This is a genomic window from Sphingopyxis sp. HIX (assembly GCF_001468285.1).
Taxonomy (GTDB): Bacteria; Pseudomonadota; Alphaproteobacteria; order Sphingomonadales; family Sphingomonadaceae; genus Sphingopyxis.
The window spans coordinates 87,240-102,569 of record NZ_LNSB01000007.1 but is presented as its reverse complement, the minus strand read 5'-3'; the positions used below and the strand labels follow the sequence as shown (position 1 = coordinate 102,569).

The following is a 15,330-nucleotide window of genomic DNA, read 5'->3' as shown; positions in this document are numbered from 1 at the left end:
CCGGCGCGTACCGTCAATCGAACCATGGACCGCTGAGCGGCGCGGCAAGATAGCGGCGCGCGGCGCGAACGAGCCTTTGCACCCTCAGGCGATAGGAGGCGCTTTCGATCCGCCATCGCTCGGGGGCTATGGCATGCCGGAACAGCGCGCGCGCTATCGCCTGCTGAGGTGCGCCTTCGAGGAGCGCGTCTCCGGCGCGCAGTTCGAGGATCCACTGCGCCGCACGCCGTTCGCGGGGCAAAAGCGATGCCGAGAGCCGGCCCTTCCGGGCGAGGAGGACGAACCGCCGGAGCGCTTCGATCTTCGGCTCTGCCGATGCGAGGCCGGTCACGCGATGCTCGACCAGGGTCGGTCCGCCGAGCAGCGTGCCGTCGTGAAGGTCGAGGCGAACCACCCAGTGCCCGTCGCTGAGCAGCCAATGTTCCACATGCGCCGCATCGACCTCGACCGACACGAGGGCGGAAAGCGATCGGATATCGACGAGGTCGTCGGCCGCGCCAACCACATCGGCGGGGCGGGTGCGCTGCGCCGCACGCACATTATGATCAAGCCGCTCGCGCCCGGGCTCAGGACCAATCTCGTGATCACCACCGACCGGCGCGTCTATCACCTCGCGCTCGAGAGCGGCGCGCGCGCGGCGATGGCTTCAGTCGGCTGGACCTATTCCGCCGACGCGCTGCTCGCGATCGAGCGCGGGGCCGCCACCGCGGCGCAGAGCACACCGGTCGCGGATGGTCTCGACCCTGCGGCGCTCGACTTTTCCTATGTGATCCGCGGCGACGACCCGGTCTGGCGGCCGCTGCGCGCCTTCGACGACGGACGGCAGGTCTTCATCGAGTTTCCGGAGGCGATCGCGCGCGATGTCGCACCGCCCTTGTTCGTGGTCGGCGACAATGGCGCCGCCGAACTCGTCAACTATCGTGTCGCGGGCCGCTTCTACATCGTCGACCGACTCTTCGGCGTGGCCGAGCTGCGGCAGGGCGAGAAGAAGCAGACGGTCGTCCGCATCTGCAGCAGCGACCGGACCGGCAAGTCGCGCTGCAAGGGGAAGGGCAAGTGAACGCCCCGGTCGATGAGGGACGCCGCGCTGATCCCGCGGGGGAGACAATCGAAACGGCGGTGCCGGGTGCCGCTGCGCCGAAAGTCGATCCCGAGACGCTCGTGCTGCGCGGCACGCCGCGGCGCGCCGTCCGGTTCCGGCGTAAACTGATCATCGCGCTCGCGGTGACGGTGTCGCTCGGCATCGCGGGTGCCGCATGGATCGCGCTGAAGCCGGCGACCTTCCGGCTCGTCGCACTCGACGAGGAGAGACCGGACAAGGCTGGAGGCGCACCCGAGGCGCTGGCGAAGGCGCCGGGCAGCTATGACGCGGTGCCCGAACTCGGACCGCCGCTGCCCGGCGACCTCGGCCGTGCGATCCTCGCGCGCCAGCGCGCGGAGGGCGGACTGTCTCCCGGCATGGCGGACGCGGCGGCCGACGACGGTGCCGCGGCCCGCAGGCAGGCGATCGAGGCGGAAGCAGCGGCGGCGCGGCAGTCGGGGGTGATGATGAAGCTTGCCGGGACGGCGCGCGCGCCGGCGGCTCTGCCTGTCCCCCTCGCTGCGGATGCGGCCCCCGGCGTGGACGCTGTCGCGGCGCCGGCGGGTGTCGCTGCCGGGGCAGGCGTCCCTGGAGGGTCCGCAGGCGCAGTCGACGTCAACCCGCATCGGATCGCGGCCGCGCCATGGCTGCTGAGCAGTGGCAGCGTGATCGCGGCGTCGCTGGTTACCGGCCTCAACAGCGACGTCCCGGGGCTCGTGGTCGCGCAAGTCACCGAGAATGTGCATGACAGTATCACGGGACGGGTGTTGCTGATCCCGCAGGGGGCGCGGCTCGTCGGGCGCTATGACGACCGGACCGCTTTCGGGCAGCGCCGGGCGCGCGTCGTCTGGCAGCGGATCATCTGGCCCGACGGCTCGTCGCTCCGAATGGAGGATGTACCCGCTAGCGATGCTGCAGGGCAGGCGGGGCTTGCCGACAGCGTCGACCTACACAGCGGCTCGCTGTTCAAAGGCGTCGCGCTGTCGACGCTTCTTGGCGCCGGCACCGAACTCGGCTTCGGCGGCGAGGAGAGCGAGCTCGTCCGGGCATTGCGCCAGTCGGCGCAGCAGAATGGCGCGCGTGCGGGCGATCGTCTCGTCGATCGCCATCTCGACATTCCGCCGACGATCCGTGTCCGCCCGGGCTGGCCCTTGCGCGTCGTCGTTCACCAGGACCTTGTGCTCAAGCCGTGGAGGCTGTGATGGTCGATCTAAAGTTGCCGAAGATTCCCGACCGCACCCCGATCAAGATGACGATCCAGCTTCTCCCCGAACTGGCCGAAGCGCTCGGCGCCTATGCCGCCGCCTATGAGCAGGCCTATGGCAAGGCCGAGCCGGTCGCTGAGCTCATTCCTTTTATGCTGGCGGCCTTTCTCGAGAGCGACCGCGCGTTCGCGCGGTCGAAAAGGTAGCCGTATGGCCGGTGCGGGGTCCGGCAAGGGGACGGGCCTGCCCGTCGGTGGTGAGCGGTTTATCACCGTCGAGGATTTCGCGCGCATCGCGCGCGTGTCGCGGCGTACGATCGATCGCTATCGGCGCGATCGGGCGGCGGGTTTCCCGAAGGAATATGACATGAGCCGGGGCAAGATACCGCGGCCCCGGCTCAAGCTGGCAGACGTACTCGCGTGGATGGACACGCGCGCGCTTTGGTGACGGCGCGAGAATTTTCGTGACCTACCGCGATAGGACAGCGAAAGTCATTGCGGCACGGCGCAGTTTTGTAGGCTTTTCGATCGGTCGGCCTGCGGCGACACGCGGTTTCATCATACGCAAGTCGTCCGAGCTAAGTCCGCTTTGCGCCTCATGTCGGCCGTTGCGAGGATGGTCAGATCGGTCTGAAAGGAGACATTCATCAGCCCGACCGCGGCACTATATTTTCGGCCACCAAGGCAGAAGCCTTTTGACATCGTCGGCGAACGGGTAGTCGCGGGGCTCATCTTTCTCGGGCGCGACCTCATCATGGATGACCGAGAACAGCCATGCCTCGTGATCACCGTCGGACCCCTTTGCGATGGTCGCGAAAAAGCTTTCCTCGCTGCCGAGAAGCTGGCAGCGCTCAAGCTCCCGAACCGATGTGAACAAGATGGGACAGAAGTCCTGGTCGGTTAGATCTGGTTCTTTCTCCGCACACATACGGCGAGCTGCCGCCATCACCTCGCGACCCTGATCGTTGGCCATGGTGAGCCAAGGATCGAGGGTAATGACCATACCAACCGGCCGTTCGGCCAAAACTGCGCCGGGGACCAACCCGCGGCGCACACGCGAGGCGAAGCGCCAGATCTGGAAGACACCCTTAATGATTTCGGCATAAGCCTCTCCCGCATCATCAAGCGGGTTTTCCGAAAAGCGGGCCTCGAAAGTCAGCCGTTTCGCCTTGCACTCTACTAGCAACTCGATCCGGTCGTTGCGGGAAATCTCAATGTCCGGTCCGTCGAACTGATTTTTGCGAATGCGATAGCGACGCTCGGGCGCGACAGTTGAACCCGGCAGCATCGCTGTTAGAAGCTCAAAAGCGTAACGCTCAAATTCCTTCCCTATTGTCTGCCACACGGCCAGCCCACCCCCGACGACATCGAGATAGAGACCTTGCGTGACCCGCTGAAACAGCAGGCCGACGATTGGAGCCATCATGATTTGGCTCCGTTCGCCGGTCAGCAGGATAGGGTGCTCGCGCAAAACGCTCGGCCGGTACGCGGTGTGGAGTTTGGGATGACACTTCTCGCAAGCCCAAGCCCGTGCATCATCCATGGTGATCGCTAGGCGCGCCAACCCACGCCTACGTGTCCGATCGTCGACGCCATATTGCTCGAGCGGGGAGGACGCCTTCCAAACGGGCTTTCCGAAGAAGGCGCGGCAGAGGATGAGCCCGAGATAGACAAAGTCGGAAACGGTGAGACCGTGCGTTTCTTCAAAATAGGCGCCGCTGGACCCTTGCCCAAAGAGCCTGACCGAGCGGTACAGCGTCGGCAGGTCCGCGAAGCCCCATTGCCACTCAAACTGCCGCTGGGTGAGGCGGTGCATCTCGCTGATCACCCCGACGCGATCCAGTGAGCGGCGGTCCTGCGCATTTTCCAGCTTGCGCAGCGCGCGCGCGCATTCGAGAGCGGTGCCATAGTGGCTACAGTCGAGCAGAAGCTGCCGCCCGGACCGGGCGGCTTCCTTGGGTGTGATTAGAAGCTCGTTGGCGAGCGTGTCGAGCTCCCAGGCAAAGACGCGATGCGCCGCGAGGCTTTGGGTAGCGAGGGCGGGATCAAATCTGAAATTGATTGCTTCAGCCGCGGCAGCGCGATCCGAGTGGAGAGCATCGACGCACCAGAGCATCTGCAAGAATTTGCTGTCATCCGCACGCTGGAGATATCGGCGCAATCTGCGGCGATAGACCTGCGGGCCGAGGCCGGACTGCCCACTTCGTTTCGATATCTGCCCGTTACGGCGCCCCGGGTGCATTCTGCTCTCCTTACCATCCTTCATCCGCGATGCCCTGCGGCAGCGATACAGGATAAGGCTAATGTATCCGGTTTGGACGACTTTTGTTCGGCTGGAACAAAGCCGGGATGTCGGGTCGGACAAAATTCTCCTATATTGGCGGCACGGCCAGGCTCCGATGCCTATCGAGGATGGGACTTTGTGATGGAAGACGGGAAATATAATCGATCGATCACACTGATGTGCCCGACGTGCGGACACAAGGATTTCGACCGCGATGAGGATGGTCCCATCCGGTGTACGAGTTGCGACCGCATGTTCACGCGCGACGAATTGATCCGCGAGAATGGCCCGGTCATCGAGGCCGAGGTCGCGGAGGTGAAGGCCGAGGTTGTCGCTGACCTTCGAAGGCATCTCCACGATTCACTCGCCAAGGCCTTCAGAGGCAAGAATGGCGTGCGGTTCAAATAATGGCCTTCACGCTCACGCTATCCGACGTCGCAGCGTTTCTGGCCCTAATCGTCGCCGTCTGGTCGGTGATCCAGACGACGCGCTTCAACAAACGGCAGAACGCGTTCGCCGAGACCGCGCAGCGCCTCAACGAAATGCTGATCGCGCGCGAGGCGGCCGACGCAGAAGGCCAACAGGCGGCCGATGTCTCGGCGAATTTCATCAAGATCGGCAAGAATGATTGCCGCCTCAAGATCTTCAACCGCGGGCCCGGCGTCGCGCGCAACGTCAGGCTCGAGATGCTCCGCGGCGGCGATCTGCTTAGCAGGGGCGAAGTCGAGAAGAAGTTTCCGCTGGCGATGCTTGAACGGCAGCAGAATGTCGACCTCATCTGTTTCGTCCATCTAGGATCGGATCTGACGATGGAGGTCAGGCTCCTCTGGGACGACGACAAGGAACAGGGGCGCAGCAAGGAATTGGTGCTGCATCTCTGACGGGCAACCCGCTGCCGGGGGGATAGACACGCGGCCTGAGCGGTGCGTACCGCTTTCGCGAAAACCATCTCATAGTCCCAGAAGCCCTTCCAGCGCGGCGAGCGCGCGTCCTGCCGTGCTGCGCAGTGCGGGCTCGTACGCGCAAAGATAGGTCAAATCGTTGTGGAGAATCCCGGCCTCCTCAAGATCGTCGACGTCGAGCGCAAGCTCGACGGCGCAATCGCCGACAAATTGCGCCCAGACGTCGAGTTCGGCATGCGCGGCCGCCGCGATCAGGCAGGTCAGAAATTCCTTCGACGCCGGGAGAGCGGAATCCCCGTCGATCCGCAAGCGCCGAAGCATGATGCGAACATCCTTGGCGAGGTCCGGCCTTCGCGTGTTTGCGGCGACTTTCGCGAGCCCGTCGAGCAACTGATTGCGCTTCTCGACCGCCACCTCGCCGGTGAAATGGAAGCTCGCGGCGCGGATCAACGCGATTGCCCGATCGATCCGGTCATTCTCGACGCGGAACAGCGAGCTCATATTGATCAGGGCGATCACACTCTGAGCGGTCAGCTCTTCGCCGCCGAGCGCGCGGTCGAGGATAACGGCGAATTCCTGCGGCGCATCCGGGGCCGGGTTGGTGGCGCCCTCAATTGGGCCGGGTAGAAAGCTCGCCGGAAAGCGGATGCGTTTGGCCATGCTGCCCGGTCCGGAGCCGACCAGAAGGTCGCGCAGGACGGGATCTTCGATGTTGTCCGCATAGGTCCCGGCGGCATTGTGGATGCGTCCCATAAAATCCGCGTCGAGCCGGTCGGCCGCCGCGCCTTCAGGCGGCCAGCGCGGTTCGGTCCTGAGATCGATCAGCGATTGCAGCAGAAAGTTCCGGCCCCGGACGTCGAGCGCCCATCGTCCAAAATGCGCCGCGTCGACCTGCCCGAAGGCCATCCGTTCGAAGAGCGATGCCTGCGCCAGCGCGGCGATCCGGCGTTGGAAAGGGGGAAAGTCGCCGAGTATTCGCGTCCGAGCGAGTTCGCCCTCGATAAGAATATAGGCAGCCATCAACAGGTTGACGCGCGCTTCAGAGGCGCCGGGATCCATGTCGCGCAGCTCTTCGACGAGCTGCGTGAGCGGTACGACGAGGCCAGGCGCGCGCGGCAGCATGGCAAGTCCAAGCTCGACCATGCCGACCTTCGAAAGGAGATCGCCGTCGCTGGCGGCCCATTCGGCAAGCGCGACGAGCCGATCGGCTGGCAGATCGGCAAGCGGACTGGCGGCGGTGAAGCCGCCGTGGCTGGCACTCAGCAGCGCCATCTTCGCGCCTTCGGTCTCGTCCCAGTTCAGCCAGTTTGCGACAATCGCGGGCAGGACGGATGACCGGAAATCTGCGACGTCGGTTACAGGCGCCGCGCCGGCAAGGGCTGCATAATAGCTGCGGAAGGGCGGCGCGATGCTCGTGGTTTGGCCCGTTGCTAGTGCGATCTCCTTTCGGATGCGCCGACCGGCCACGACGGGAGATCGTTCGAGCTCGGCCTCGAACGCTTCGATCTCGTACGAGGACAATGTTCGCTGTTGAATCAAGGTCCGCCACGCGCCGAAATGATCTGGCGGGAAGCCTGCCTTTTGGAGAAGACGAGCAAAGGCGGCTTCGCGGTCGGCCGCGACAGGCATCAGCATCGGGGCGCCTTTGAGACGATATTGCGCCTTGCCGCGTGCGAGGTGGAGAACTGCTCCGTCATCGAGCATCTCGAGCGATAAGGTCCATTTCTTGCGCGCGGTGTCGGTGACGGCGACCGCCTTGCCCGCCGCATAAAGCTCGGCGGTCGCGTCATGGAATTTGTCGCGATCGAAGCTCACCGCGCCCTGATCGATGAGGATCCTCTGGCCGAACTCGAGTTGCAAGGCCTCGCGAAAAGCCTCGTCTTCGCCGATCGGTCCGTGGAGGAAGGGCGGATAGAGCAGCAGCATCGCCAGGCTCTTCCTGAGGTCTTCGGGCTTATTCTTCATCGACGGCATCCCGCGCATGGACGGTGATCGCAAGACGAAGATGCTCGATGAGCCAGCGATGGATATCGGGCTGCCCGGACTCGAGATCGGACAGCAATTCCTCGAGCCAGGCATCCATCCGGGCAAGTGCGGTTTCGGATCGCGGCTCGACCCGGTTCATCAGCAGCCGGGCATAGGCGATCGCCATGCCGTAGCGGGCGATATTGGTCTGATCGCCATCGAGGCATCCCGCCCAGTTGCGCATGTCGGCGCAGGCGAGCAGCCAGTGCGACCGCGCTCGTGCCACCTCGTCGGATATGTCATCGGTCCATTGTGACTGGATCGCCTTGCCGAGATCGCCAAGCAGGCCGAATATCCATGGGCTCTCCTTCATCAGCACGAGCCATCCGCGCTGCTGCGCGAGGCGCAGATTCTCGCGAAACGCCTTGAGCGCGGCATTCTCAGCCAATGCGCCGTCGGCCACGGGGCTTCTCGACAGATGATATTCGATTTCATCCTGGTCGCTCGGGATCAGGGCATAGCCGTATTGCCGGAGCGCGGTGCGGTCGGCCCATAGCTGCTCGCGTGTAAGCCGGCCTTCCGCTTCGAGGAGGTCGAGGAGATCGAGGCTGGTCCAGATCGGTGTCTGGCTGCCGTCATGGTCGATATGCGGATATTGGTTCATATAGCGGTCATCGCTCACCACCACGGCCACTTTCGGCGCGAGCTGGAGTATCGCGATATTCGGATGTGCCTTGACGCCATCGTCTTCGAACCAGCGATCGAGGACCGCACTGCCGTTGGCAATCGCGTCGGACAGCAGCGCGCGAAGGCTTTCGACGATCGTTTCCATTGCGTCACCGCGGCGTTCGGCCTCGATCAGGGCTTTGGCCGTCGCGACTTCCTGTTGCGGTATGAAGGCGCGAAAACCTGCGGCCGCGATTTTCCCGAGCATCCCCGTGGTGCGAAGATAGGCGATCGACAGATCGTCGAGATAGAGGTCGGCGCCTTGCGCGATCGGCTGCTCGTCGGGCCAGCGTTCTTCGGCCCGTTCAAGATAGCGCCGCGCTGCCGCCTCTTCGGCGTCGGTCACGACGCCGCGTAGCACGAGCGCGTCGACGAGCGCCTGACAACTGCGGAGCGCCGGGGCATGCGCCGACAGATCGACCGCCTCGTCGAGGAAGGAGCCGGCGCGCGTGACCTTGGCCGACCGGATCACATAGCGCCGCGGCTCGGCGTCGCCGATGGTCGCCGCCTCGACGAGCATGGCGGCGAGCGAGCGGCCGACGAGGTCGCCCAGCCCGGCGTCGACCGCGCCCTGCGGCGAAAACAGGTGAAGCCGGGCATCCGTCATCAGCCGCATCAGATCGTGCGCCGCGGTGATGCGGCTCGGCTGGTGAAAGGGCAGGTCCTGGCGCTCGAGAAACAGCCAGCTTAGTGTCGCATGCGGAAGCACGGTGCCGCGAGGGTGCCTCAGCACGGCTTCGAGGCGACCAAGCTTTGCGAGCGTCACGAGCGCACTGCCGTCGATGCCGATCGCGCCGTCGCTGATCGCCGGTCGCTCGTCCCGAACCCCGCTGAAGGCCGAAACGATCGTGCGCTGCCGCGGATCGGTGCGGTCGGGATTGGCGATGATCGGGGTGAGCAACAGCTCGAGGCTGGGCTGCCGCACCGCCTCGGCGACGACCGGCAGCGGTGCCTCGCCGCGGCGCCATATGTCGGATGCCCGGTCGACCTGTTCGTTCCACGCCGGCGCCCGATCGACGATCTCGGCGAGCGACATACGCTGGACCGGACCGTCCTCGCCCGACAGCGCTGCCGCCTGTTCGAACCAGGCAAAAGCGCTTGTCTCATCTTCGCGGCCCATTTGCGTCGCGAGCGTATAGGCGGTGAGCAGGATGCTTGCGTCGTTGGCACCCTTTTCGGCGGCGAACCGCATGAGATCTGCGGCGCGGGGCGAACCGATCTGCTGGGCGAGTTGCGCGGCTCCGACGAGTTCATCGGCCTCGCGATTCTCGCGCGCGGCCCATTGCGCCTCGACGAAATTCGCGAGCTCGGCCCAGCGCCCCGACAGGATGAGGATGTTGGTCTGGAGGCTGCGGTCGTCGCGTTCGTCGCGCTCGGCCAGCAGCGCATCGACCAGCGTTTCAGCGCCCTTGAGATCGCCCTCGCGCATCCGGTTCCAGGCGAGCGCGCTGCGGAGCAGCGGCGATCCGTCGATGAGGTCGGGGATGTCGGCGAGCAACGCCGCCACATCGTCGTGGCGCTGGTTGTTGATGAGCAGCCCGGCCAACATCTCGGCTTCGCGGAGGTTATGCGTTCGCCGGACGAGCTCGCGTCCAAGGTCTACGAGCCGGTCTGAAAAATCCTGACCGGCGAGATGCTCGACGAGGCGCTTCAAATGCGCCGTGTCAGGGTTTTGCGCATAGGCTTCCTCGAAATCGTGCGTCTCGAGGCCGTCGGCTCCCCGATCGAGCAGGCGTTCGAGGCCCTCGCGTTCCGACGCGGTCAGCAGGCTGCCATCGGCGAGCAGCCTTTCGCGCGCCCGCGCGAACCTGTCCGCAGCGACGAGAAGGCGGATTTCGATGTCGAGCAGTCCGGCGCGCGCGAGATGCTCGCCCATCATCAGGGCGTGCGCCTCGAAATAGGCAATCGCGGCCTTGGGGTCGGGGATCGAGGTCGCCATCGCCAGCCGCGCAATTGCGATATCGCTGTTGCCGTTCGGCTCGAACGCCATGCTGCGCGCGAGGTCGCGATCGACGGCGTCGCGATCGATCGGAATGCCCCAGGCGAGCGCGAGGGGAATATAGGCGGTGATGTCGTCGCCCACAGCAAAGATCGCGGAAAGCCTCGCTCGGGCGGCTGCGCTGTCCGCCGGATCGCGCAACTCGAGCCAGAGGGCATAGGTGGCGTTGAAGCGAATTGCCTTCTGGCCTGAGAAGTCGCGCGCGGTCGTTTCGCCGGCGCGAAACAAGCGAGCCGCCTCGCGCCGATCCTCGATCGCTGCGGGCGTATCGATGAGCGGAAAATGGCGTGCGTCCAGCGGAACGCCGTTCACCGCGAACCGGCGCATGTCGGCGACGACGCTGTGGGTCATTCGCGCGAGTGCGGCGACATGACAGAGCATCGGCGTGCGCTCGAAATCGTCCGCGGTTAGGACGCATGCGTCGGTCTAGGCCGCGTCCCAATCCTGCTTATCGAGATGGCACGAAAGGAGAAGGAAAGCGCCGTCGCTGTCGAGATCGGTGATGCCGAGTGCCGCCTGATTGATCCAGGTGAGCGCGGCGTCGAGACCGTTCGCATTATAGACGATCTGGAGCGCGGCCGAGCGCGCCAGTGCAGTATCGAGGGTCGCGAGGATTTGCAGGCCGGCCTTCCAGTCTTCCTTCGCGGCGAGGAAGGCGCTCGCGATCGTCGCTTCGTTGGTGGGTGCGAGCGCGCGGCTGGCTGCGATCAGCCGATCGACCTCGGCAGCATCGCCCTTGAACGTGAGCGACCGCGCGCAGCGCGCGAGAAGGCGCGCCCTGACAGGGGGAAGGCAGATGGAATAGGCACCCTCCGCGAGCTGCGCTGCCAGTCGTCGCGCCGCTTCGACGCTATCGAATCCGACAAAGAAGCGGCCCTTGCGAATATGCTCGGCATCGGCTTCCGCCGCCTCGCCTAGCAAGGTCCTCGCAAGCTCGGAGATATCTCCGGCAGGCGCTGGCGGGGGCGGTACGTGACCGGCGAGGAGGCCGGCGAGCGGATCGGCGCCTCCGCCGCGAGGGGCGGGGGCGGGCGCCAGCTCGCCGATCAACGGTATGGGGACCGCCTTGAGGACGGCGGCCGCGCTTTGCCGGTCGTGCCGGCCGTGCCTCTCGATGAGCAGGCCCGCCTCGCCGTATAGCGTCTTCCACGCGGCATCGACGCATTCTTTGGCGCAGATGAAGTTCAGCTCGGCGCGGGCGGCCTGCACGTCGCCCCGGTCCGCCTGCAGCGCCGATAGTGTCCGAATGCGCAGCCGGGCGCAAATCGCCGCGGGGTCGAGGTTAAGATCGGCAAGTCGCTGCACCCATTGGTTGCCGAGCGGCGTGAGGCCGTCGGTTCGGCCTTCACCGATCGCAATCAGGTCGCGCTGGAGGCCGGTCCGGATCGTTCCGCTGCTCTCGGGGCAGACAGCGAGGAGGCCGAACATGCCGCTGCCCTTGTCGATCGCGTCGGCGATCGCGAGCAGGGCGGACCAGAGTTCGTCGGTGGCGCGCAGCCCCTTCTTGACCTGGACTTCGACGGTCTCGCCTCCCGCGAGCGCGAGCCGGATGTCGTCTCCGCCGCTTCCCGTCTCGGCCTCGACGCCGACAATGAGGTCATGCACGAGATTTTCGAGCCAGCGGATCGGCTGCGCGCGCAGCATATAGATGAGGGTGATCGCGGTCACCGCGGCCTGGAAGTTGAGCCCGCCGCCCGCCGCCGCGCCGCCGGCATTCCGCCGGGGTTTCTTCTCCGCGTCCCCGGAACCGCTCATGTCCGCCCGGCCCTTGGGCCTGTCGCGTCGCGGTCGAGTCCCCCCTCATTCCCTACCGATATCATGTGCAGAGACTAGCGTGGCGGACCGGCGCTTGAAATAGCGTTGATGGCCTGATGCGCCGGAGAGGGCGGCGCCCACCGACAAAGAAACCTCCGGATCGGCGCAATTTAGACGTCGTGTCGTGCGGGGCTCTCGATATTCGCCCTCCGCTCGCCTATTGCAGCGCTCCCGGGGGAGCCCTGCCATGCGAGGCCGCCCGGCTTGTGAAGGTAAGACGATGGCCGAGCAGAATATTGCGGTAATCGGTGCGGGTCCGAAGGCGGCAGCGCTTGCCGCCAAGGCCTATTGCCTGCGCCAGTCGGGGGTGCCCATCACCGTCACCATATTCGAGCGGTATGATATCGGCTCCGCTTGGTCGGGGCGGCATGGCTATACCGACGGTGTCCAGCGGCTCTGCACCCCGGCCGAACGAGATCTCGGCTATCCCTATCTTCCCACCTTCGGCAGCGAAGTGGCCGAGCAGATGCAGGCAAGCTTTTCGTGGAACGCGTTCCAGACGTCCGCCACGCTTTCCAGCGGCCGCTATGCCGCGTGGGTCAACCGGGGCCGGCGGCCGCCCAGCCATGCCGAGTTCACGGACTATCTGAAATACGCGCTGACGCTGTCGGAGGCTCCGATCCATTTTGGGCGCGTGACCGGACTCAGCCCGGCGGACGGAAGTTGGACGGTCCAGCAAGTCGATGCAGAGTCGCGCAACATCGTCGAATATGACGAGTTCGATGCGGTGGTCGTCACCGGGCCGGGACCTGCAACCGCGCGCTTCCCGCGGGTCAAGGACCGGCGCATCTTCACCGGCGTCGACTTCTGGCAGCGACTTGTCGGCGTGCGCAAACATATGCCGCGCGACCCCGACAAGCCGATCGTCATTATCGGTGGCGGCGGCACCGCCGCCGCCATCACAGCCTGGTTCATTCGCAACGGCCTTCGAGACCATCCGATCCATCTGATCAACAATCAGGCGATGCTGTTCACGCGGACCACGAACTTTTTCGAGAACAGGCTGTTCGACGATGAGGAAACTTGGACGGCGCTCGCTGATATCGACCGCAAGAGTTTCACGCGCCGCCTGAACCGCGGAGTCGTTTGGGAGACGGTCACCGACCTTCTCGCAGATGCTGAGCAACTTGTTCTGCTTCCGGGAAAGGCCAAGGCGATCGTTCACTCTATACATCGTCCCGGCGCACATCTGCCCGACATCGAGGTGCAGTACACCAATGCGAAGGGGGAATCTGCGATCGATGCGGGGCTAGTCATCGATGCCACCGGCTTCGACATGGGGGCGTTTCAATCGCTGCTTCCCAAGACGATGCGTGAAGCGATCGACGCCGCGGGGCTCGACAATCTGACCGAAGATGTCCGACGGGATCTGTCGCTTCCGCTCGATCCGTGGCCTAGGCTCCATGTTCCCAATCTTTCGGAAACCCGTGGACCCGGGTTCGGGTCGCTGATGGTGCTCGGCGCGATGGCTGACCGTATTCTGACCCCCTATGTCAAAGCGGCGACCGCTTGATCGACGCTTCATATGTACATATATACAGGTGAAATCTGGAGACTGACATGGCCGACCCGACCGAAAATATGGTGCTTCGCACCATCTATCTGCCCAAGGAACTCGATCAGCAGCTCAAGGCGGCTGCGATCAGAGGCGACCGGAGCAAAGGCGATGTTATTCGCGAGTTGATCGCGGCCGGCATGAAGACGCTTGGCGAAGACAAGACCAGCTATCTCGCGCCGTCGATCCCAGTGCGCACGCACGCGGTGCGCCCGACGGCCGTCAAGCCGCGTCTCGTCTCGAAACATGTCAAGAAAAAGAAGACGCGCGCTCTCGCCAAGGCTTGAGCGCGGACCGTCACGCCACCGTCCCGAGCTGCTCGGCATTGCCGAGATAGGAAACCGGCAGGCCGTTATGGTCGAACAGACGTGCGCTATTCCTGGCAACCTCGGCGAGATGCTCCTTGAAAGTCGCAATTGAGTCGGTTGCGAGGAGCGGCGCCAGGCGCTCGAAGTAGGATCTGGATTCGCTCCGCGCAAAAACCGGGAACGGGGCGAATCTGTCGCTCGCGTAGAGCAGCGAATAGGGATACCAATTGCCGACGGTCTTCTGCTTCGCGGCGCGGAGATAGAGGATGAAATCGGCCTGCATCAGCGATTCAAAGCTCGGATGGCTTCCGCGCGGGAAGGCGTCGTGCAAAACATCGGCATCGAGACTGATCCGGCGGAGCTTCAGCCGCTCGTTGCGTAATTCGAGCGATTGCACATAGGGGCGGAAGACTGTGAAGTCGGCCGTCGCGCGTCGGCTCGTCACTTCCCTTTCCTCGACCAGATACGGCCGGGTCAGGGCGGCTTCGACGAGGTCGAAGCGCTCTTCGTCGAGCGCCAGCGCGATGCTCGTCAGAAAAGCGTCGTGCGCTACGATCTTGTGCGCGTCGAACTGGACCCGGTTCCAGCTGCTGAGCTCGGGATCGCGAAACATGAGCGTCCCGAGCTGCTCGTGGATCGCGAGGATGCGGTCCCAGAGCCGCGGCTCATTCGCAAAACGGACAGCGGCGCCTGCGACGTCGGCAAACTGCCTTAGATACGGCCGCATCGCCGCGACGCTCGCGAGGATCGTCTCGTCATAGGGCTCGGCGTCGCCAAGGGCCGGAGCGAGGGCCTTGAGTTCGGCGTACAGCGCGTCGCCATAATCTCGGATATAGGGCGCCGCCGTGTTCGCGCCGTTGCGGATAGCGTCTTCAGCGCGGCGCGCACGGCTTTGGGTTCCCGATGCGACGGGATTGGCCTGGAGAATGGTTTCCGGCACGCTGCCGAGCTTCGGTTTGACATGCTGTGGCCTATCAACGAGCCAGCGCAGAAGCTGTTCATAGCTCTCTTCGAACTTCTCGGCCGATCGGAAATCAAAGAATATACGGCCTTTGTAGAAGACGGGAACATGCGCGTTGCCCTCCTCATCCTCGTCGGTCATCAGTGCGGCGTATTTGTCCTGTGCGCCTTGGCCGTACAACTCGGGCGAGATGATCTGGCTTTCGGTTCCGACGCCACCGGCGCGGCGATTGGCCTTTTCGACATACGCCTTGTCGCAGATCATCATCACCTTCGTGACGCTCTTGTCCGTCACCATCGATTCCATGAATTGATAGGAGTCATGCCCCGGTTTGAGGTCCCATTTGTCGAGGATGACATCGACCCCGTCCTCGCGAAGACGCGATGCTAGGTCGAGAACCCATGCCTCGTGTGTCGGGGACGACCAGCTGTAGGAAGTGAAGGCCCGCGGCGCCTGATTCGGTGTCGATGTCATGCGAACTTTTTCCCCGTTCTGCAGTGCGTTCCGCAGAGCCATTTCGTCCTGCTATT

Annotated in this window: 14 protein-coding genes; 8 read left to right on the top strand and 6 right to left on the bottom strand. The window is 64.5% G+C overall.

The window, feature by feature from the left end:
* Positions 1–13: 13 nt before the first annotated feature.
* Positions 14–538 carry a DNA -binding domain-containing protein gene (locus ATE62_RS23830; protein WP_231736129.1) on the bottom strand — a complete coding sequence of 175 codons (525 nt, stop codon included), beginning with the start codon at positions 536–538 and terminating at the stop codon, positions 14–16.
* Positions 539–541: 3 nt separating this feature from the next.
* On the opposite strand from ATE62_RS23830, the gene ATE62_RS05205 reads away from it, so the two are divergent.
* Genes ATE62_RS05205 through ATE62_RS05190 form a run of 4 tightly spaced genes read left to right on the top strand, consistent with a single transcriptional unit; the run spans position 542 to position 2,733 of the window.
* Positions 542–1,060 (top strand): TrbG/VirB9 family P-type conjugative transfer protein, encoded by a 519-nt coding sequence (locus ATE62_RS05205; protein ID WP_231736128.1) that lies wholly within the window; start codon positions 542–544, stop codon positions 1,058–1,060.
* Complete coding sequence (locus ATE62_RS05200; RefSeq protein ID WP_231736126.1) at positions 1,057–2,283, top strand: TrbI/VirB10 family protein; 1,227 nt, start codon at positions 1,057–1,059, stop codon at positions 2,281–2,283. The genes ATE62_RS05205 and ATE62_RS05200 overlap by 4 nt, the downstream gene beginning before the upstream one ends.
* Positions 2,283–2,492: a DUF2274 domain-containing protein gene (locus tag ATE62_RS05195; protein ID WP_058806944.1), complete on the top strand. Its 210-nt coding sequence runs from the start codon at positions 2,283–2,285 to the stop codon at positions 2,490–2,492. Before ATE62_RS05200 ends, ATE62_RS05195 begins: the two co-directional genes overlap by 1 nt.
* Positions 2,493–2,496: 4 nt before the next feature.
* Complete coding sequence (locus tag ATE62_RS05190) at positions 2,497–2,733, top strand: hypothetical protein (RefSeq protein WP_058806943.1); 237 nt, start codon at positions 2,497–2,499, stop codon at positions 2,731–2,733.
* A gap of 216 nt (positions 2,734–2,949) precedes the next feature.
* On the opposite strand, the gene ATE62_RS05185 is transcribed toward ATE62_RS05190, so the two are convergent.
* Positions 2,950–4,407 carry a hypothetical protein gene (locus ATE62_RS05185; protein WP_156420433.1) on the bottom strand — a complete coding sequence of 486 codons (1,458 nt, stop codon included), beginning with the start codon at positions 4,405–4,407 and terminating at the stop codon, positions 2,950–2,952.
* Between ATE62_RS05185 and ATE62_RS23545 the strand changes: the two genes are divergently transcribed.
* Both ATE62_RS23545 and ATE62_RS05180 read left to right on the top strand, forming a co-directional pair.
* Positions 4,375–4,977 (top strand): ECs_2282 family putative zinc-binding protein, encoded by a 603-nt coding sequence (locus ATE62_RS23545; protein WP_197411606.1) that lies wholly within the window; start codon positions 4,375–4,377, stop codon positions 4,975–4,977. The two genes, ATE62_RS05185 and ATE62_RS23545, sit on opposite strands and share 33 nt — an antisense overlap.
* Positions 4,977–5,450 carry a hypothetical protein gene (locus ATE62_RS05180; protein WP_058806940.1) on the top strand — a complete coding sequence of 158 codons (474 nt, stop codon included), beginning with the start codon at positions 4,977–4,979 and terminating at the stop codon, positions 5,448–5,450. Before ATE62_RS23545 ends, ATE62_RS05180 begins: the two co-directional genes overlap by 1 nt.
* A gap of 69 nt (positions 5,451–5,519) precedes the next feature.
* Here the strand turns inward: ATE62_RS05180 and ATE62_RS05175 are convergent, their stop codons facing one another.
* The 3 genes from ATE62_RS05175 to ATE62_RS05165 are packed head-to-tail and all read right to left on the bottom strand — an operon-like array spanning position 5,520 to position 11,829.
* The gene (locus ATE62_RS05175; RefSeq protein ID WP_058806939.1) at positions 5,520–7,436 is read right to left on the bottom strand and encodes a hypothetical protein; all 1,917 of its coding nucleotides are present in this window, start codon (positions 7,434–7,436) and stop codon (positions 5,520–5,522) included.
* Entirely contained in the window at positions 7,426–10,542 is a 3,117-nt protein-coding gene (locus tag ATE62_RS05170) for an HTH domain-containing protein (protein WP_058806938.1), read from the bottom strand. The genes ATE62_RS05175 and ATE62_RS05170 overlap by 11 nt, the downstream gene beginning before the upstream one ends.
* Before the next feature lie 45 nt (positions 10,543–10,587).
* Positions 10,588–11,829 (bottom strand): hypothetical protein, encoded by a 1,242-nt coding sequence (locus tag ATE62_RS05165; protein ID WP_156420432.1) that lies wholly within the window; start codon positions 11,827–11,829, stop codon positions 10,588–10,590.
* Between the two features lie 367 nt (positions 11,830–12,196).
* On the opposite strand from ATE62_RS05165, the gene ATE62_RS05160 reads away from it, so the two are divergent.
* Both ATE62_RS05160 and ATE62_RS05155 read left to right on the top strand, forming a co-directional pair.
* On the top strand, positions 12,197–13,489 hold the full coding sequence (locus ATE62_RS05160; RefSeq protein ID WP_058806936.1) for a SidA/IucD/PvdA family monooxygenase: 1,293 nt from the start codon (positions 12,197–12,199) through the stop codon (positions 13,487–13,489).
* Positions 13,490–13,536: 47 nt separating this feature from the next.
* Positions 13,537–13,818 (top strand): CopG family transcriptional regulator, encoded by a 282-nt coding sequence (locus ATE62_RS05155; RefSeq protein WP_058806935.1) that lies wholly within the window; start codon positions 13,537–13,539, stop codon positions 13,816–13,818.
* A gap of 10 nt (positions 13,819–13,828) precedes the next feature.
* Here ATE62_RS05155 and ATE62_RS05150 read toward each other — a convergent pair whose 3' ends face one another.
* Positions 13,829–15,316, bottom strand: a complete 1,488-nt coding sequence (locus tag ATE62_RS05150; RefSeq protein ID WP_082662617.1) for a TIR domain-containing protein — start codon at positions 15,314–15,316, stop codon at positions 13,829–13,831.
* Between the last annotated feature and the right edge of the window lie 14 nt (positions 15,317–15,330).